This is a genomic window from Variovorax sp. GW821-FHT09B01, from assembly GCF_059418345.1.
This window is the reverse complement of record NZ_JBWKPQ010000005.1, coordinates 344,578-364,223: the sequence shown is the minus strand read 5'-3', so window position 1 is coordinate 364,223 and position 19,646 is coordinate 344,578. Positions and strand designations below refer to the sequence as shown.

Genomic DNA, 19,646 nt, shown 5'->3' with positions numbered 1-19,646 from the left:
GTTGGCAGTTCAGCCGACGGGCCCATCACGACGGTCTTCCCCTGTAGCCCGCCGGCGCCGCCTTGAGCTCCTTCGGAGCCTTTGCAGGGTTGATCGATTTGAAGGGCGCGGGGTCAACCTCGAACACGCTCACGGCGACCTGGTTGTTCCCATGAACGTGTGCGATGAGGCGTTCATGTTTCGGAAGCGGCGCCTGGGCAGTGGAGCCACCGAACTCTCCGGAGTTGGCCAACACCACCGGCTGATACATGTGGAAGTGAAGCGCCGCCACCATGTTGTCAAAGGTCTGAACGTCCTGGTTGAGTGCTGCCACCAAGAACACGTCGGACCGATCCCGAAGATCGGCAACCAGGTCAAGGTCTGTTGCGTCGTAGCAAATGGCAGCGGAAATCCGTGTTCGCGTCTTCGAACCGACCGGTAGCTCGACCAGCGTCAGGTGTGGCCGATATCCCTTCACTCCCATGGCCCGTTCCAGCTTCATCGGATGAAGCTTGCCTTGCCAGACGTACTGGATGCTGCGTCCGTGACAGGGAGACTCTGTGCGGATGACCCACAGCCCCTGATTAATCGGTGCGCCCAGCTTGGCCGACGCCTGGAACGTCAGCCCGGTGAAAATGTTCGCGCCGAGCTTGTCGGACAGTCGGCGAAGCAAAAAAACATGCTCGGGGTGTACCGCCAATTCTGGGAGCAAGATGACATCAACGACCGAGCCATCCCCTTCTTCGTCGGCCGACTTTGAGCTCTGTGCGGAGGCCCAGGTTCTAAGCTTCTGAAAAGTCAGCCTGCAAACCTCCGCCAAATGCCTCCGGTGTTCAGCGAGGACACCGGGGGTCCAGTGCGTCGGATCCTTGACATCAAACTCGTCCCTGCGTGGACGCATCGGCTGAACGATGGCGACACGCAGGGGCCTGTCTTGGAGCGGCGCGTGGTCGTCGGTCGGCACAACGTACATGGGTGTCTTGCTTCGCGTTCCGAATAGGGCCCGCTGCACGGCAATCCGCTCTTCAAATACCGCAAGCAACTCATCGGCTGTTCGGGCTATCCCCGCCGCGGCTGCGTGGTGCGCACGAAACTCGACCCCAGGCCAGCGCAGCAATGTGGAAAGCAACCCCGACAGCCACGGAGACACAGGCCCCGGTTCATCCAGCAATCCGCGCCCAGAGTTCATTAGCCCGAATCTGCGCTTGAACCAACTGCTCCGAAGACCGGTGTAGTGGCCTACCTCCTCGGTCATGAGATAGCGCCGGCTCGTGAAGTCAAACTCGCCGGTCAGCGCCGCTCGCAGAATTCGCCCCAATCCGTAAAGCCACGCACTATCGCCGTCGACCCAAGGCGGATTGCCGTACAGAGGACTTGCTGATTCGGTGCGTACCAAGGGCTGTACAGACAAGAAGTCCTTCTCGTCGGGCAGCGCATGAACCCGTGTCCAGTCGTCGCAAGCGAGCGTGATGTCCATCGCGCTCAAGCCTGAGCTCAAGTGCACCTCGATGCCCTCCACGCCGAGCAGCGCCTTGGCAAGCATCAGGACTCCGTTCTCCTGCGCGAACACATTGTCGGCTTCCATCATGACGTGGTGAAGTGGCCGGACACTCCGGCGCACCCCACTGGTGCGGCGGGAGGACGTTCGCTTGTTGGTCTCAATCAGTGCGGGGGGTACAAACTTGCGCCAGCGCGGAGCCCTGCTGCCCCGCCCATTCAAGGCCGCCAACATGAGGTCTGGCCGGTGAAGCGACACGGTCGTCACTACCTCCGCCTGCATGGCGTCTTCCTTGGTCAGTCGCAGCCCCTCTGCCAACCAGACGCCGAATCGCCTCGGGTTGGGGTGCAACTGCTGGGCAACAAGCGCCAACGGAAGCACCTCCTTCAGCGCCCCAGAATGCGCGGGCTCGAACATGATTGCGCGGTTGAGCGCCTTGTAAGGCTGCACCAATGCGAAACTGCTCTCATCCGTCACCGCCAGCGAGACATCGCCAATGGAGGACAGGTACAGATGCGCCTGTTGCAGCAGGTACCATGGTGAATCCGCACGCTCAAGAACCACTCGACGAGCCAGTGTGCCCAAATCCTCTCGATAGCCGGCAATATCGACGGACTCGGGGTAGTCCTCCTCTGCACGAAAGCCAGTTTCAACGGCACCTGCGCGCAGAAGGTCTGCGAGAACGTACTCGGCGACACGAACCTGCCTCAGCTGAGCTGCACTGAGGCCGACCTGAGGGTAGAACAACTTGACGCTGAGCGCTTCGGCAACCGGCGACAACAACCTGGGATGCGGAAACAGATCCAGTCCGCAGCGCAGCAAGAGGGCCAGTGATGGGTTTTCGGCCCAGCATTTGATGAGCTTGCGCGCCGTGGACTCGAACTCATGGGCCAGGGCCATGCCATTGGTCACACGGTCGCTGAGCACGTTGCCAGTGGGCGTGTGTGCCGTGGCATCCGTCATCGCGAGACGATGTCGCATCAGCTGCGCCAAACGCGTTGCCACGAAGCGCTTGACCGTATCGTCGCGTACGTCCGTGCTGGGCGCCGCGACCGTGGCCAGACTCAGGCGCGACGGCTTTGGCTCCTCGGCATCGTCGATCTGGTCCGACATCCACAACAGGCCATCAAGCCCACCAGCGGCCTGGGCCAGCGACTCCAGGTCGAAGGTTCCACTGAGCTCCGCGTTGAGCACATCCATCAGGGCCGACATGTTGCTCTGCGCCGAAATCGAGCGGTATGGTGTCACGACGCACTTGTCGGGCGACAGTTCAAGCACCTTCTGTGCCTTCAACAGTTCGCAGTGGCTCTTCAGCGCATTGGTAACGAATGCGACCACGAGCTTCAGGATCGCATCTTGTCCGAGGCCACCGGTGCCGCTCGGGGCTTCGACGACCATGCGCATGTCATCCACATATCGACAGTAGTCGAGCAGCTTCACATCGCTACCAACGCTGGTTGCTCGATCTGCTGCTAGATGAAGCTCGCGGTCCAGCCTCAGCATGTACGCATTTGCCAAAAAACCGGAGGCAACCAACCCTTGCGGCAAGCCCAGTTCCAGCGCTTCTCGACCACCCCCATACATCAACTCTGCTTGCTCGTGATCTTCCGACCGCCACCGCCAACGAAAGATGCGCTCGGTGCGCTGCCAGAACGCTTCATCCGCCGCCGACCCATCGGGCAGCCCGAAGGCCTGCCGGTGCTCCGCCTCAATCCGGCGCAGCTCCTGCAAGAGTGCCGCCGTATCGACCCTGTCGAAGAACGACTTGATGTCGAGCGACACCACAAACAACTCGCGTCTGGGCGGCAGCTGCGTCAGCAATTCGGCACACACTCGTCGCGGCCTTGCCAGGAACGCACGATAGTCTTGAAAGTACTGACGGTAAGTTCGACTGTTGCCCCAAGAAAACTTGGCGTGAGAAGGCGCATTGGGCTGCTCAACCCAATTGCATTGAAGGCGGTTGCCATAACTCACCACGCCCCGCTCGCGCATCGTCAGTACATCCTTTCCGGACGTATCGCCCTGCGCCGTCTCAACGGCTTCCGCCAGACACATCATTACGGCCGTGGCCAGTGTCTGGTCTCGGATAGATAGATGTGCCAAGGGGCGCAGCTTTTGAGTCAGATCGCTCGAAGCCGCATCGGCGCCAGGCTCGCTGTCCTTGGTCTTAGGCACCCAGTCATCGAATGTGGGCTCAGAGCCGAGGTTGTCGATGTCCAGGTCGAGGAGGTCATCCAGCGAATGCACAACCGAGGTGGGCCTGAACTCCCATTTGGCAATCTTCGGGGCGGGCACCAGAAGCAATTCATGCGGACGAAAGCTGTCTTGACTGACGTCGGCACCCCAACGCAAGAGCTGGTCCTCGAGATCGACCGTCGACACATCCAGCTCCAGGACGTCGGCATACCAGTTGTGGCGGCGGATGAATGCGTGCGACTTCTTCCAAGCCTGAGAAAGCACCACCACATCGGCAAGGCTTCTACCGTGCGGCACCAGCTCCAGATACGCCTCCTTGACAACTGACATGTACCCCCCTCGTTCTTGTTCAGGTTATTCGCTTCAATGCGCCTTCTTCATGCGCGTCGTTTCCCCGGGTTAGTGGAAGCCCGGGAGTTCAGGCGCAAGCTCGCGCCTGAACAACAGCTTCTCATCAGATCCTGGCTCCAGTTCGAGCACGACATACGACTCACCACGAACCTTCTCGGGGGGCGGCGATGTCGTTGTCACGATGAACTGGAACGGCGCGCCACTGTCTCGACCGAGCTGCTCGGCAGCCTCGGCGGCCACGAGAAAGAACTCTCGGTAGAGCACATCGCTCATGTCGGCCTCACGTGGGCAGTCGTGCACTAGAAATCCTGGGTGATTGCTTGCCTCGGATGTCGCTGAGTCAAGCAAGCACACGATGTCCCCCAGAAGCACTTCAAGAACTTGGTACGCCTCGCCGCCTCTTGCAACCTCGAAAGGTCGATACTCATGATCCTGCACGAATCGTGCATGGCCCGACGCCCCGAGAAGCCTCGTCGATACAAGTGCTGTCAATGCCTTGATAGCGTCCGCACGGGCTGACTGCTGTGACCGACGACTGTGCAAGGTCGATCGAAGGCTGCTCAGTTCACCTTCCAGCCGCGCCAAAAGCCCACGCGTGTTGACCAATTCGGCAGACTCGATGCCCTGCTCTCTTTGCGTGTGCAGAAGCTGAAGTTCCGCCCATGAAGTCTTGAGGAGCGAACGAGAACTCTCGCTGGTTGCGACCCGAACCCGCAGACGCCGAAGCTCTGCTTGTTGAGTTGAGATCCGTTCCTGCTGTGCGGTCACCGCAGACTCGGAGCGCGCGTGGTCGGCTTGGCACTGGGCAAAATGTCGTGCCCGTTCGGGCGCGCTGGCCTGGACTTCCTTGCCGTCTCGGAACCAGGTCATGTTGACCGTGCTCTTGCGAGCTTGAATGTGCTGGCAAGCAGAGAATTCAACATCGCCATGGTCACATCGGCCGTCCAGCCACGCCAACTTTTCACGCACTTTCGTCAAGCGCTCAAAGTCCGCCTGATTGGCTTCCACAAGTGACTTAGCGATGCTCACCTCAACTTCGGCCAGCTTCACCTTGTCGGTAAGGTGTGCAAGTTGAAGCTGCTCGTGAGCCAGCAGTTGTTCCGCTCGGCCTACATCGATCTCCCACGCCGCCTCGGACGTCTCTGCTGAAGCAAGAGCTTCTCGAACCCGAGATTCGATGGATTCACCCAGAATGGTTTCAAACACTGGCTCGTCCTCACCAGATCGGACACGGGCACGCAACTGCCGCTCCGCGTGCGAAAGGGCATAAACGGGGGCACGTTCCAGTTCTGGGATTTGCTCTTTGGACTTGTCGAACTGCCCCTGCTTCGACTCAATATCGCGAAGCAGTTGGTCCAAGCCTGCATCGACCAACCCCAGCACCGAACCGACAAACAGCGGCGGGTCACGCCGGGAGCGAAGAAATCCAAGCCCCTCGCCATCCCGCCAGTGATAGAAACCATCAAAGCGCGTCCGTTGATCTCTGATGCACCAAGCCAACAGGTGACGCCACCGGAGCGGTTGGTTGGTACCCGGCAGCGACTGCGCGGCGAGGCGGCCGATCGAGAACAGTTCCAGCGCGCCAAGGTATTCTTGGAACTCATTGGGGACCGCGCCTTGCACCAGCGACTCCAACGCCTCGCAGGGCGCTGCGAGGGAATGGCTGTACGCCCCGTACGGCCGAAACACCAGCCAGGTTGTGCCGTCCACGTGCACCTTGGCAGCAACGCCACCTTTCGGGAAGCCCGCCGACGCCTTCTCACGCAATGTCGAAATGGCAGGCGCATCGTCGCCCAGGACGTACCGCATCAATAGGCACAGCGAAGTCTTCCCGACCCCATGGCCTGCGCTGGCCAGGCCCGATGCCTCCGAAGAGGTCGTCTCCCGAGCCCAAACGATATTCAGGCCAGGATGCAGTTCGATGGTACGAGTCAGAGACAGGGGCTCGCGGGACTCCACTAGCCACAGCGTCTCTATCCACATTCGAGGCTGTCTGCGGACTGATTCGTAACCCTCAAGCCACTGCTTCGTCATACGTCACCTTGTTCCTGTGGACCTCGATGTCTGCTCGCTGCCTGACGTTCCTGCACGTTCGACTTCGAGACGTCGTGACTCCGCTGCAACGAGCAGCCGGGCGACGTCACCATGCTCCGGAACCTGACGGACATCCCCAGGAGGCAATGACGTACCTCGATTGAACGCTGCCTCGCCGGCGCGAGCTTGTCGAGTGAGAGCGCCGACGGACTCCAGGCGCTGGACGATGGGGCGGACCCGATCCAGCAATTGCGTTGCAACGCTTGAAATGCCCAATGAGCTAGAAAGCTCCGTGAACCGCAGGCCGTCCGCCATGTTCAGGTACTGCACCGCGTTCACCGAACGGGCCACGAGAGACTGCAGTTCAGGCACCGAGATTCCTTCCGAGCGCTGCTCGACCAGGGCAACGATGAGTCCGGCAAGCAGTGCCTCCTCTTGGTTTCGAATCATGCCCAGTTCGGAGAGATTGGGGGCAACAGCTGGGGCGGCCGATGGCACCTCAACGGGGGTAGCGCTAAGTCTGTCCCAGGCTTCCAACACCAAGCGCTGGGTACGGTATTCGCCGAGCTCTCGGATCTCACTTTTTTTTAGAACGCGGAAGGTCTCGCTGGGGTAGTCTGAGCCCGCCACATCGGCGGGATCAAGGATGTAGCGCAGCTCTTCGCGAGTCAGGCCGTACATCCGGGCATAGTAGGCGTCAAGCTCAGCGCGCAGTTGGGCACGACGCTCAGAATTCCAGGCGAAGGGCCGGCCACGTTCGGCTGCAGAGCGCAGGTCGTAAGCCGATAGGTCGTCGGCCCAAGGACGCAGGTCGTAAGCGGTATAGATGAGTTCGAGGACTCTTGGTACGACGAAGTCCAGGGCGGCGGAGGTGTAGCGGTCGGGAGGGAGGACTGCTATTTGCTTCATCGTGAAATATTTGAAGGACGTGCCGCCGACCTTCTGCCGCGCCACGAAGTCGCATACAAGTGCATTGAGGTTCCCCACCAATGCCGCAACGAGCGGTGCCGGCATATCCGAGTGAAGAAGCAGAAACTTGTCGCCCACGCCGGACCGAGGGATTACCGACGAAATCAGTGTGCGAACCTTCTCTACGCCCGTTATATCCCTCCATCCCATCAGCCAGCAAGGGCTCCGAGTGTCCATCCACTGATCTATCAAACCGAGTAGCTCGTTCGCAATGGGCTCTTGTTTCAGCACTTGGCTCAAGGCATGTAGCTCGTCTTCCGACAGGCGCGCGTCGATATTCTGTAGCGCCCATTTTGGAAACTCAGCCAGAGCCTTCTTGATGGTCAGTCCGGTACCCAAAAGTGCTTTGGCAAGCGGCTCAAAGCGGGTTTTGAGATCCCCTTCGATTGCCGCAATGTGTGGCAAAGCACGTTGCTGAGGCCAGCCGACCTGGCCGTTACCTTTCAGCACTTCGGGCAACCCCGCAAAGCGAACGAATAGCTCGCCGGCGACCCAGGTTGCCAGTGCCTGTAGCAATTCAATCATGACACTGTCTCTAGCATTGGCCGGGGTTGCAGCGGCATGCCCCGCCAACCAAGCACGCGCCACGCGCGCCGGCACCCGCGCGATGCGAGCCAGAACCTCCCGTTCAGGCACCCAGTAGCGCGGGCGCACGGTGGAGTCTGGGTCGTCCTTCTGCGAGGCGCTTAAGTCGGCCGTGTCCAGACCACCCGGCTTATCGGGCGCGTCAATATAGGTAGCCCAGCGGTGGTCGAACTGGTGAATCATCTTGGCCTCGTAAAGAGGCAGGCTCCTGTTTGCCTTGAAAGGGCTGGAATCGCTGTGCGGTAGATCGAGGAACAGACCGCTGTCATTGGACATGTGCAGCATCGCTTGGAAGCGAATACCCCAGGGGTTGGTCTCGCCTTCAAGCAGTTCACCGTTAGGACCGAATTGCGCTTCGCGGATGAGCACCGGAGCAGCACGATAAAGCTTCTTGGTCAACTCAGCATCGCGTTCGCTACGGAAGACTGGACAGGTACGGGTGTTTGGGTTGATGAGAGCAAATTCTTCTGACGTGAGCCGGAACTGACGGCGCGCGTCGTGAATTTGCGCCGGCTGGCGAGCAAAGAAAACCAGCGTGGCGGCCTCGCTTGAGGGGCTACCCGCCAAGGTAATGAGCGCAAAGCGGAATGCGTGGTGCACTGACGGGAAAACGAACTCCTCGTTCTCCAAGCACAGCATGCTTCTCAAAAATCCGCCTACCGCTAGCCGCTCAAAGTACGCCTTCGTCGAATCATCAGTTGCAATTCCCGTCGGCACGATAAAGCCCGCTCTCCCGTTGGGCGCCGTGGCATACAGCATGGTCTCTGCAAACAGCGCATAGGTGTTCACGTCGCCTACGCCGGTGAGCGGATAGCGCCGGCCGTCATGCGCAAAAAGGCTGGCAGCCTCAGCGCCACGGCGGGCAGCTATGAATGCGTCATAAAGCGCCATCTCAGCTAGGTTCGGTGGGGTCAGCCCCTCGGCGCGCTCCAAGTCGGGGTTCAGATGATGAAGCAGCATTCCCTCACGCAGCCATTCAATGCGTCGACCGCGCTCGGCCTTGTTCTTGGCCGTGGCCACCAACGGGCTGCGGCTGGCAAAGAACTCTTCTTCTTGCAGCTTGATGCGCTCCCAAGGCGGGTTGCCCAGCATGACCGAGAAGCCACCTTTGGCTGCAACTTGCGGGAATGCGAGCCACCAATGGAAGACGCTGTGCGTGCGACACAGATAATGCGCTGCCTCTTCCACGTCAGCCCTCGGCGCCTGGCCACTCAGCACACTCCACAGGTAACCAGACAACGGCACCTGCTCACCCGTGTTCGCCAGCTTGGGCGCGAGGAAAGCCGCCACGTAGGTGTCAGCCAAGCGCGCCAGCGTAGAGCGCTGGGCAACGGCCTGTGCTTCGCGCCATGCGGCGCGCTTGGCTGCGATGCTTTCGGGGGTATCGTCTGACAACGTTTCCACTGCAACCGCCTTGACCGCCAATCCGGCTTGTGTGAATAAGTCGCCAGACTCAATGGCCTTCCAGCTCTTGAGGTCGGCCTTGTTCTGCTTTTTCAAGGCGGAGGCCATGGTCTTGTCATCGCCGGAGAGTGCCGTGTAGGCCTCGTCGGGGATACCGTGCTCCAGCACCTTGGGGTCCAGCACGCCCAGCAGAGCATCGCCTACCTGCAGGTGGTGGTCCACGAAGGACAAGGGCCGGTCAGGTGAGTAGGCCTCCAGCCACAGCGCTGTCTTGGCCAGCTGAATGGCCATCGGGTTCTTGTCCACACCGAAAATGCAGTGGCTGACCACGTCGCGTAGCGCGTGGCGGTAGTCCACGGGCGTAGGTGCCCCGCCCTCACGCTCTGCCGAGGCGCGGTGCAAGGCCACTTCGTCAGCCAAGCGTCGGGCTGCAGACAGCAAGAAATGGCCGCTACCACAAGCCGGGTCGCAAATGGTCAGGTTAAGCAGGGCCTCGACTGGGCGCTCGGGATTGCCACGAACCGTGTCCGCGATGACAGGCTCCAGCGCCGTCTTGATGAGCTCTTGAACCAGGCTGTCTGGCGTGTAATAGCTGCCGGTCAGCTTCCGGGTGTTTCCCTTGGTGCTGCCGTCGCTGTCGTCATCGCCGACAAAGGCAAGGCGGGCCGCAGCTGGTTGGGACAGCATTTGCAGGTCCGGCACCAGTTCCAGCAGGCTTTCGTAGACACTGCCCAGCTCTTCAGGGCCCATATCCCGGTAGTTGACTCGGGTCAGACCACCGTCGGCACGGAACCAGCCCAGCTGAAACACGGCAGTCAGCAACCAACGATTCTCCAACTGCGCACCATCGAGCCACGCGCATTGGTCCGCATCGAAGAGACCCCCAAGCGCGGGCAGACCCAAATGCGCTTCACCCTTTGCCAACGAGCCAAAGGTGATGGTGAGCGCCTGCCACAGATCAGCGTGCCAGTCGTGATGGCTGCGCCGCACAGCCCGCTCGCGCAGCCAGGTCATCGAATAGCCGGACAGGTAGCGTTGCTGCACGTCGGGCGATGCGTCGGGCGTGAAGATGAGGCGTTGTCCGCTGGTCTTGTCAGTTCGATCCTCGACTGTGGACAGGAAGATGAGCCGATAGACTAGGCGCAGGAGTTCTTCAAAGAAGGCCTGACGGCCCAAGGCACCGTCTTCGCCGCCCAGTCGTTGCAGAGCCGCCCGCAGCTCACCGTTGCCGGGATGCGAGAGGAAGCCCGTACCCAAGGCACGCAGAGCATCGGCCACCTGAAAGCGCAGGTTGGTTCGGACGGTCACGCCCGCGGCCTGGCCCGTGGCTCGCCAGCGTTCCCACACGCAGTTGGTGGGTTCACCCGAGGGGCTACCAAATCGGCTGGCGTGCGCTAGGAGCCAGAACGCAGTGAAGTCGGGGTGGAGCTCTTCGGTGAAGAGCGCCTCCAGATCCACTTCGACGTATGCCGGTCGGGTCAGGCTGGGGTTGTCGCGCAGGATGCGCAGCGTCAAACCGTTGCTAACAATGGCCCACAAAGACGCATCAGAGGCATTGAGGGCCTCTTGAGCCAGCATGTAGGGGCTGCGTCGGCGCACCTTGCCCGTGTCCGGGTTGGTCTCTCCGAACCGCTCGGCCGCCGTATCCAGCGGCTGGTCATGCGCGGCAAAGACCAGGGGCACGCGGCCGCTCTCGGCGGCATGGCCAACGGCGTAGCTGTGACCATTTTTTTCGATGGCCGCACAACGGCCGATGTCAGAGAAGTGCAGCACTTCCCGCATCAAGGGCAGCAGCAACTCGCGGACGGTCACGTCGTGGGCGTTGACGTCGATGCGCTTGCGCAGCGCCTTGAAGTCGTTCCACAGGCTCAGGGCGATCTTGAAGTCGCGCCCGATCTCGTCGCGCAGTTTAAGGCCTTTGGATATCCGGTACTGCGCCTCGGTCTGCTCGGTTGAAGCCGGTTCTGCCAGGGTGGTGAGGCGGGTGAGTTCGTCTGCGGGAATGAGCCCGCCTTCGATGCGGATGGCCCGGTACGCCAGGGTAGTGATTTTTTTTCGTGCCATGGTGTCAAGCCCCCTCGCCCTGTGCTGCAGCGGGGACCAGTACGTAAACGCCCATCACGTCCACGGGAAGGCTTGCAGTCACTTGGTAGGTGCCTTTGGCATCTGCCGCCTCGCGCACACGTCTGTGGTCTTGGAGGAGATCCTGGGCACGTGCCTTGGCAATGACTTCCAGTTGCGACTGCCATGCTGGCAGTCCATCCAGCGCCGTTTGCAATTGACGGTCTCGCAGGGGGGGCGGCATGTTGCGGGTGGCTTCAGAGCCCAGCAGCTCGCGAGCCTGGTCGGCGGCCAGCAGCTCAAACGGGGTTGCCCCTGCCGAAGCCACGGCCACGGACTCCTCACAGAGGATGAGCCGCGTTTGGCTGCCATGCGTGACGCTGAGCTGGTGGCGCATGCGCAGCAGCAACACAGTGGTCTTGAGCTGAACATTGCCGACAAAGGCCGCACCAGCTCGGGCGACTGCGCTTTCGTCACTGACGCCGTTCGTGGCATCGAGTGCCCTTTCGAGCAGCGTGTCCGCCAACACCACCACTAGCGGGTGGGTGCGGTGAATGAACAGCGCCCCCTGTGCGGCGGGTTGACGAAAGTCGATGCGTAGCGTGCCTTCAATGCCCTCTGCACTGAGGCGTTCGCGAATGGGTTGTGGCAGGTGCTCAGTCAGGAGCTTGAAATGCCCGCGAACAGCGTCCAGCGGCGCGCCTAGCTTGGCGGCTGCACGACTGACGAATCGCTCGACATCAGCCTCGCCACCCAGCACAGCAGCCGATTTTCGCCACTCAGGCAGTACGTCCTCAGGCTTCAGACGACGTTGGGCAAAGATGGAGCGATTCAGCTTGGCCTTTTCTTTGGCGCTCTGCCACGCCAGTTCGATCTGTTTGGCTGGTTCGCCAAATAGATCGAGCTGTGACTGTGCATTGATGGCCGTGCCCTTGCGCAACAGCACGGCGTTCAGCAGCGCCTGGGTCAGCTTGCCCTCGTCATCGGGCATGGGCACCAGAACGCCCAACTCCTTTCGGATGCTCTCGGCCTTGCGCAAGATGACCTGGAGCACGGCACCGTCCACCGGGTTGTCTTCGCCGTACAGCATGGTGCTGCGAACTTCTCGGGCCTTCTGGCCGAAGCGGTCTACTCGGCCCTCACGCTGTTCGTGGCGGGTGGGGTTCCAGCTGAGGTCGTAGTGAACGACGGCGGTAAAAAGGCTCTGAAGGTTGACGCCCTCGGAGAGACAGTCCGTGGCCACCAGGATGCGGGTTTCGCTTTCGCCCAACTGCTCGACAGCGGCTTCGCGCTCGCCAGGTGTGAGCTCGCCGGTCACGGCCTTGACCGTGGCGGCCTTGAACTTGTCGCGCAGGTAAGCGGCCAGGTAGTGTGCCGTGGCGATGTAGCGGCAGAACACGACCGGCTGGAAGCCCTCCTTCAGCAGCACGGCCAGGTGCTCCTGCAACTTGGCCAGCTTGGGGTCGTTCTGGCTGCCGGCCAGTGCATCAGCGGCGGCAATCAGGGCCTGGAGTCGTTGGGAGTCTTCGGTCTGCGCACCGGGCTCGATGTCGTCGGTCGAGAGTGCGTCGTCCGCACCGTCCAGCACCCGGTCACTGGCCTGCAGTTCCAGCTCTTCAAGGGACAGCGTCTCGTCTTCCCCATCGTCCGCCTGAACACCGTGCAGCCGTGTGCGCAGGGAATTGACGGCAGCCGCAGGCGACGACGAGATGCAGCGCAGCAAGGCCAGTGCGGCCCACCAGTTCATGCGCTGCTCACGCAGGCCCTGCCCCTCGGAACGTTCGACGAGCTCGCGGGCGTAGACCAGAACGTCGTTAAACAGTTGCCCCCAGGGACCGGTCAGTCGGTAGGTTATCTCAGCCGTCCTGCGGTCCGGAAACATGGACGAGTCTTGCCACTCGGCAATGTCGGGTCGGCGCCGTTGGACGAAATGGCGCGACAGCGCCTCGCGCAGGTCGCTGCGTTGGGTGCTCGGAAGGTCCTTCAGCAGCGTGAAGTCAGTACGCAGCAGACCCAGGAGGTTGAAGAACGCTTCCTCGTCGCCACTGTGTGGCGTGGCCGTCAGCAGCACCATGTGGCGGTCGGCGTCTTCGGCCAGCCCCTTGAGGAGCTGATAGCGTTGCTGCCGGCCTTGACCGCCCTGCGTGCAGGTGTGTGCCTCGTCCACGATGACGAACTCGGGACAGAAGCGCTGAAAGGCCTCGCGCCGGCGTTCGGATTTGATGTAGTCCAGGCTCACCACAGTGAAAGGGTGCGCGTCGAACAAAGACGTGCCGGGGGGCAGATCACGCTCCAGCCGGTCGGCGGTGTTCGAGCGCACCACCATCGCGTGGATGTGGAAGCGCTCGGCCAGTTCACGCTGCCATTGCTCACACAGATGAGGTGGGCAGAGCACGGCAAGACGCTGGACCTCGCCGCGGTCAAGCAATTCACGGGCGATGAGGGCTCCCTCAATGGTCTTACCGATACCGACGTCGTCAGCAATCAGCAGACGCACCGTGGGCAGCTTCAGTGCCATCAACAGTGGTACGAGTTGATAGGCCCGTGGTTCAACAGCGATGTTGCCGAAGCTTCGGAACGGGCCTGCACCACTGCGCAGTTTGAGCTGCAAGGCATCCAGCAGCAGTTGGCTGGCCGAGTGATTGCGGGCCTGACCGACCGTGGGCCAAGGGAAGGATGCCGGTTGAACCGGCAGGCGCTCCAAGGGCAGGAAGATGAGGGTTTCGTCGCGCTCACCGCCGCCCAAGGGGCGCAGGTGCAGCGTGCTGGTGTCGGACTCGGGCAGCACGATCCACTCGCGGCCACGAGCGGCAATCAGGCTTCCCGGAAGGAACTCCGGCAGGGGTGCATTCATATCGATTCAGGTCTTGCCGGGACCAAACAGGTCCGTATTGTTCTTGAAGATGTCGGGCCAGGCCGTGGTCTCTTTAGGGAACCTCACGACTAGATAGCCCAGTTCATCGAGCTTGCGATTGATGTCGGCGTCTTTCTGCTTCTGGCCCTCAGCATCGTGATGGGGGCCGTCGATGAAGACAGCCAGATGGAGGTCGTCGTAGACGAAGTCCGCGCAAGTGCCCGCAGCGGCAATCGTGTGTTGGCCGCGGTCCGGCTTGCGGTAGCCGTTGTCGCTGACATGGGCAAGCCACGCCTGCTCCAGGCTGCTGCCGGCCGTGCGTGACAGCTCAGCATCGTGCTCCTCAGGCGCACGGCCTTGTGTACTTTGTTCGGTGTTGGCCTGCGTCAGTCGACAGAGGATGTCCAGCAGCAGGCCGCTGGCATCCTTGTCTTTTCGGTCAATGAGCGTGTGATCCGGCTGGTTGTAGTACGACAGCAGGCATCGGTAGCAACCCGCCTCACACAGCGGCTGACCATCGGTATCGTGGTCCTCTTCCAAGGTCTTGCGCAGCCAGGGCTGCCCAGGTGCAGGCGGCAGGAAGTGCATGACCTCCAGAGCCTTGGCAGCGATTGCAGCCATCGCCGTGGGCTCCGTTGCCAGGCGCGTCAGCACGCCCGCGCCACCCTCGGCCGCCTCAAAGAAGAGGATGGACTGCCGGTTGTCGCGCGTTGGAAGGGGCTCCGCCATCAGCTCGCTCTCTTCGAGCTGGTACACCGCCTCGATGCCACGTTTCAGGGCGTATTGCAGGGTGGTCAACGTCGCTGCAGACAGAACACCGAGCCGGAAGTGCGGTCGCACGATGAGGATGTTTCGGCGGTCCTCGACGTAAGGGACGATGCGTTGCGGTGGCGTCTTGTCCGGCGGCGCCTCGCCTTCCGTCTCAGGCTCGCCGTTCCCATCGTCGACGCCGCCGACCCAATGGCCCGTGACGGGGTTCATCATGAAGCCTTGAATGGCCTTCTCTTTGCGGCGGCGCCAACCAAAGTTCATGCGCCACACCGTGGCGGCCGGGCCGTATTGCAGTTCCAACAAGGGGCCTTGGTCGTCACTTGCGACCGTGGTCACCATCTGCAGCTTTCGGTCCGATTCGGCGAACTGCAGCGTGGTTTGCATCTCGTAGCCCTGTCGAACACGTTCTTCCTCGTTGGCGGTGATGCGCTCGGCCCGTTTTGTGGAGACGTTCTCGATTCGGTAGAGGTTCTTGACCTCCTGGGCACCGTCCAGCGATGCGCCGCAGGAGACACAGCGGTCAGCATCGCGCTGTGAGCGGAAGTGACCGTAGCCGCAGGCGGGGCACAGGCGCGCAACTTCCGTCGGCAGACGTGCACCGTCACTGACTTGGTCTTGCCCCGTGATGGTCAGCAGGGCCTTGGTGACCCGGTACTGGCTGCCCTCGTGATAAATGAGGCTGTACGGGCCAAACTCACCAAGTGCCAGGAAGCGTGGACGTGACAGGAAGCTCTCGCGGCCGATGTACCCGCGACGTGCAGGCATATAGGCCAGCAGTGGCAGGCGTGGGAAATTGTAGCCGGGTAAGAAACCCTGGCTGGCCATGTAGCGGTAGGTGTAGAAGTCGCTGTTGAAGGCGCTGTCACCTGCCAGTAGCAGATCACGCTGCTTGCGTGCTTCGTTGTGGCGCTGCTGGGCTTCACGCCGTTCACGCTCGCTCGCAGCAGGGTTGTTTTCAATTTTGAAGTTCAGGTCGATGGCTTGGGCCGTGGCACGGTAGAGGTCGCGCCAGCGCTGCAGGGCTGCATCGAACTCGATGTATGAACGCTGGAAGACGGTCTCGGCCCATGCATCGCTGAACCACGGTGCACGTTGCGGCGTGAGCTCGGTCTTGAGCATGCCAAGGACCTTGAGGCCCCGCGAGTGCGCTCGCTTTTTCGCATCGGGTTTGTCCAGGTCCGACGCCATCTCTTCCGTCACGGGAAGAGATTCTGGCTGGTTCATGTCCAGCAGATCGCGCACGCTGTTGCCGAGCTTCTTGCCGGTTTCTGCAAGCCAGATGGCATGCATGTGACTCTTGATGAGTTCCAAGTTGGCCAGGTCCAGCGTCGGCGCGTTCACTTGGCCATGAACCATCCGAACGGGGTCGCGGAAGTAATACTGATCGTGTGGGCTCTGGGCGGCACAGTAGGTGATGACCAGCGCTGGCTGCCCTGCCCGGCCAGCTCGGCCACTGCGCTGCGCGTAGTTCGCTGGTGTGGGCGGAACGTTCCGCATGTACACCGTGTTCAGTGACGAGATGTCGACGCCCAACTCCATCGTGGGCGAGCAGAACAACACAGGGAGCCATTCAAGGGGCGTGCCGTTCTTGTTCTGCCACTCCGTTCGGTCCTTCTCGGTGAAACGGAATCTGGCCTCGCGCTCCATCCGGTCGTCCTGCTCGACTTGGGCGGTGTGCTCCCGAGCTTCGAAGTCGAAGAGCTGGTGAACCGGGCTGTCAAGCAGGTTTGCGATGTTCTTGTAAAGGCCTCTGAAGAATGTGTTGTCGTTGGCCTGACGCTGGCTTGCACCCGAGCCCGGCGCCCAGACCAGCGCAGTGCCATTCAGTTGCCAGCCGGTGAGACCGACGCCTGTATCTTCCTTGCGGACCAAACCATAGGATTCGGCGGCCTTCAGCAGTGCAGCGATGACATCCGGGTACGTTTGGTCATTGACCTGCTTGTAGTACGGATTGGCACCGCCCCAAGCGCTGCTCTTGCGCAGGTCCCTGCCTAGCCGGGACCGGCTGGAACCGATGACGAGGAAGTCATCCAGATTGACACGGCGGCCCCTGCGGTCGCTTTCCTCCTTGGGCCGGCTCGTGACGAACCACTTGGAAGGCTGTGGACGCTCGTCCTCCGTGAAGCCCCATGGCTCGCACAAATTGGCGTAGCTTTGGGTACGGAGTTGGTCCAGCTCAGTGCGGTCAAGGTAGCGAGTCGCGATGCACAGACCCTGCCGCATGAAATCGAATAAGACGCGCAACACCAAGGTGCGTTCGTTCGGCTTGGCGGCTTGCAGCACCGGTGGTGCATTCGCCCACTCGGCGGCATCGGCGGCCAGGTCGTCAATGTCCTGGTAGTCAATACGCACCAGCCCCAACTGTTCCAGGTTGGGGTTGTTGAATCGCCAACCACGACGCAGATCGAAGTAGCTTCGGTAACCAAGGATGCCGCGCATGGCCTCCTGAACTTGTCGTCGAGTGTTGCCCTTGACCTCGGGCTGCTGCATGTATTCCGACCGGACAGCGAAATCATCGCGGTGGAAGCCGAGCGCTTCAAAAACCGCATTGGCGACCTCCTTCTCGCTCAGCACTTTGGACGGGGCCTTGTTGACGGCCGACAAGAGCGCAGCGCGGGTCAAGAGGACCTGCAGGAAGTCGTTGAAGTGACCGGCCTGGAGCGCGGCATCCTGGCGATTGTCCGAGAAACCAAGAACCTTCTTGGCGTCTGCGGAGAGCTGCTGGTCTTGCTCGTACAAGTAGCGCAATGCAGACAAGGTCAGCATGGTCGTGGCAGAGCTGCGGCCCTCGCCCGACAACGAGGTCAGACGCAGCGCATCCTTGCCAGAGGTAGCGTGGGCAGTGCCACATGCGAGACAGAAACGGAACGCGCCAGGGATGAACCATGCGGTGAGCCCGAGCTCTGTCGTTGTCATTCCGTCCGCACGGACATTGACGGATTGCGGAATGAACTTTCGCTTGTCGGGTTTGACGCGCCACTCACCATCCACACGCTCTTCCACCCAGCCCTCTGGGTAGCGTTCGGGGTCAGAAGGGTCCCATCCGTCCAGGCTGGGTAGCAGGAAACCGAACTTGACTTGATCGTCGCCGTGCTGGCGCTCCTCGATGCTACGGACATTGAAAGTTCGACCTTCCGGACTTTCAACATCCCAGACAGGTAAATACTCCTGCCCACAGTCTCGACAGAAATGGACGTGGTAATAGCGGCGAAAGCGGTCCGTGTCGCCTGACACGTACTGCTGACCATCGAGTGTGATGGCGCGGTGACGGAGTGCCTCCAGCGTTGCGTAGACCTTGCCGCCGCCAGCAATGAACTGGTGCAGCTTGAACGCGAACAACGACTTGCCCGATTCGTCAGTGACCGCGTAGGCCAGCAGCATGAAGCGTTGCAGGTAGTCGAGACAGGTGTCTGTCGTCTCGCCTGACGCCTCGTGCAAGAGCCTGGCGGCTTCGGCCAATTTCCGCGGGCGAGCGCGGCGCGGCTTATCGTCTTCGTAGGTCAACCCAAGCGTCAACTCCACCCAGACAGAAATGGGATGCGCCGCAAGAGTTGTGAAATCAGCGCCAATCGGAACTCCGGCGCGAATGGCCTGGCCGAGACGGCCAACAACGGTCGTCAGAGTGTCCTGTTCCGGCGTGGTCCGACGCAGCGTTTCGGTGATGATGTTGCGGTCTGGGATGCTTGTGCCGAACAGTCGAGAAGCGACCCCCGCAACAACGGCATTGCGCGCCATCTGCGTGCCCTCGGTCGCCATCGTTGCAGATGTACCGATGCAGACGAGTTGTTCGGCCAGTGCCTCTCTCACGCGGCGAACAAGCAGCGCGACGTCTGCGCCCTGCCTGCCGCGGTAGGTGTGCAGTTCATCGAGCACGAGGAAGCGCAGGCCTCGGGCGTTGCGCATCACCGCCTTGTCGATATCGTTCTGCCGGGTCATCAGCAGTTCGAGCATCATGAAGTTGGTGAGCAGAATGTCAGGCGGATTGGCCGCCATGGCCTGTCGCTCTTCGTCAGACTCCTGCCCGGTGTAGCGTCCGAAAGTCACGGCTCGCTCTGCAACGTCTGACCCTAGAAACTTCTTCAGTTCCTCCAATTGCGAGTTGGCCAGAGCATTCATCGGGTAGATAACGATGGCCCGCGTGCGCGGCCTGGTATCGACTGCTTTCGCCTTCAGGCAGGCATCAACAATGGGGATGAAATAGCTAAGGGATTTGCCGGAGCCGGTCCCGGTGGTCAGCACGTAACTCTCCCCTGCTGCAGCCAAGCTGATGGCCTCGGCTTGGTGCTTGTGAAGGGGAAGCGAGACTCCCTCGGACGAGGCAGTTTTTCCGAGACGAAAGATGTCAGCGCACTGAGCGTTTAACTGACCGGCTGCAACGAACTCATCGACAGTCCCACCCGATTTGAAGTTCGGGTTGATTTGGATGAGCGGCTCTGGCCAGTATTTTTGACTTGAGTATTGGCCATCCACATAGTCGCGAATGTCATCCGCGCGAATGCGCGTGAAGCTGCGGGTGAACTGCTCGTACTCACTGACGATGTGGTCTCTGAACTCGAAGACATCCATGTCGGCTCCCTGTTTGGCTCAACGGTTCTCAGCATGCTTGACTTCTGCGCTCACTCCTTGCGCGCGGCAGTGCTGCCTGACCAGCACTTCGATAAAGTTGCCAATCGTCCGTCGCTCCTGCTCCGCCGCTATCCGAATTAATTCCTTCAGCTCAGGTGTAACCCGCAGGTTGAGGGTTTCGGTCTTTCGTTCCATAGCGTGACTCGTCGAGGGGTGTACCGCAAATGTAACGCAAAAAGTAAGTACTTGTCAGCGCGTCTGAGTGCGGGGACCGGATGGGGCTTGAACGTTCGGCGCCCCCCGGGATGCTAAGCAAGGCGGCAGGGCTTTTCGACAGGTGGCCGCCAAGGGCGGAAACAACTGAGTGGCCTAGCCTCT

6 protein-coding genes are annotated in these 19,646 nt (G+C 61.1%); all 6 read right to left on the bottom strand.

Annotated features, from left to right (window positions below):
* Positions 1 to 25 precede the first annotated feature (25 nt).
* The 6 genes from AC07RV_RS18420 to AC07RV_RS18395 all read right to left on the bottom strand — a co-directional run bounded on the left by AC07RV_RS18420 (position 26) and on the right by AC07RV_RS18395 (position 19,463).
* The gene (locus AC07RV_RS18420) at positions 26 to 4,003 is read right to left on the bottom strand and encodes an RNA-directed DNA polymerase (protein WP_492713918.1); all 3,978 of its coding nucleotides are present in this window, start codon (positions 4,001 to 4,003) and stop codon (positions 26 to 28) included.
* Between the two features lie 69 nt (positions 4,004 to 4,072).
* Positions 4,073 to 6,058 (bottom strand): hypothetical protein, encoded by a 1,986-nt coding sequence (locus AC07RV_RS18415; protein WP_492713916.1) that lies wholly within the window; start codon positions 6,056 to 6,058, stop codon positions 4,073 to 4,075.
* A gap of 3 nt (positions 6,059 to 6,061) precedes the next feature.
* Complete coding sequence (locus AC07RV_RS18410; RefSeq protein WP_492713914.1) at positions 6,062 to 11,080, bottom strand: Eco57I restriction-modification methylase domain-containing protein; 5,019 nt, start codon at positions 11,078 to 11,080, stop codon at positions 6,062 to 6,064.
* 4 nt (positions 11,081 to 11,084) lie between these two features.
* Entirely contained in the window at positions 11,085 to 13,931 is a 2,847-nt protein-coding gene (locus tag AC07RV_RS18405) for a DUF8741 domain-containing protein (RefSeq protein ID WP_492713912.1), read from the bottom strand.
* Positions 13,932 to 13,937: 6 nt separating this feature from the next.
* On the bottom strand, positions 13,938 to 19,268 hold the full coding sequence (locus AC07RV_RS18400) for a DEAD/DEAH box helicase (protein ID WP_492713910.1): 5,331 nt from the start codon (positions 19,266 to 19,268) through the stop codon (positions 13,938 to 13,940).
* Between the two features lie 18 nt (positions 19,269 to 19,286).
* Positions 19,287 to 19,463, bottom strand: coding sequence for a type II toxin -antitoxin system TacA 1-like antitoxin (locus tag AC07RV_RS18395; RefSeq protein WP_492713908.1), 177 nt, complete (start codon positions 19,461 to 19,463; stop codon positions 19,287 to 19,289).
* Positions 19,464 to 19,646 lie beyond the last annotated feature (183 nt).

Coding starts and splice junctions, on each gene's coding strand:
- AC07RV_RS18395 (WP_492713908.1), bottom strand. CDS start 19,463: ATGGAACGAAAGACCGAAACCCTCAACCTGCGGGTTACACCTGAGCTG.
- AC07RV_RS18405 (WP_492713912.1), bottom strand. CDS start 13,931: ATGAATGCACCCCTGCCGGAGTTCCTTCCGGGAAGCCTGATTGCCGCT.
- AC07RV_RS18400 (WP_492713910.1), bottom strand. CDS start 19,268: ATGGATGTCTTCGAGTTCAGAGACCACATCGTCAGTGAGTACGAGCAG.
- AC07RV_RS18410 (WP_492713914.1), bottom strand. CDS start 11,080: ATGGCACGAAAAAAAATCACTACCCTGGCGTACCGGGCCATCCGCATC.
- AC07RV_RS18415 (WP_492713916.1), bottom strand. CDS start 6,058: ATGACGAAGCAGTGGCTTGAGGGTTACGAATCAGTCCGCAGACAGCCT.
- AC07RV_RS18420 (WP_492713918.1), bottom strand. CDS start 4,003: ATGTCAGTTGTCAAGGAGGCGTATCTGGAGCTGGTGCCGCACGGTAGA.